The organism is Methylophaga pinxianii, from assembly GCF_020447225.1.
Taxonomy (GTDB): Bacteria; Pseudomonadota; Gammaproteobacteria; order Nitrosococcales; family Methylophagaceae; genus Methylophaga; species Methylophaga pinxianii.
The window spans coordinates 1-369 of sequence record NZ_JAJAEO010000043.1 but is presented as its reverse complement, the minus strand read 5'-3'; the positions used below and the strand labels follow the sequence as shown (position 1 = coordinate 369).

The 369-nt window shown below is 52.3% G+C and carries 1 protein-coding gene; it reads right to left on the bottom strand.

The window, feature by feature from the left end:
- Positions 1–274, bottom strand: a 274-nt coding sequence (locus LGT40_RS16760; protein ID WP_226343100.1) for an immunoglobulin domain-containing protein, incomplete at its 3' end; no start/stop codon positions are given.
- Between the last annotated feature and the right edge of the window lie 95 nt (positions 275–369).

The following is a 369-nucleotide window of genomic DNA, read 5'->3' as shown; positions in this document are numbered from 1 at the left end:
GGTAATTGTAATGATGCAGACAGTAATAAGTTGCAGAATCTTCAGGCTGCAGGCTGCTGATGGTGAGAGTGAAATCTGTGCCAGATCCACTGCCGCGAAATCTTGATGGGACCCCACTTTGTAAAGTGGATGCACCATAGATCAGGAGTTTAGGGGCTTTCTCTGGTTTCTGCTGATACCAGGCTAAATCATTTCTAATACCCTGACTTGCCCGGCAAGTTATGGTGACTGTGTCTCCTACAGATGCAGACAGGGAGGATGGAGACTGGGCCATCTGGATGGCACATCTGGCACCTGGGAGCCAGAGCAGCAGGAGCCCCAGGAGCTGAGCGGGGACCCTCATGTCCATGCTGTGTCCTGAGTGGGTCT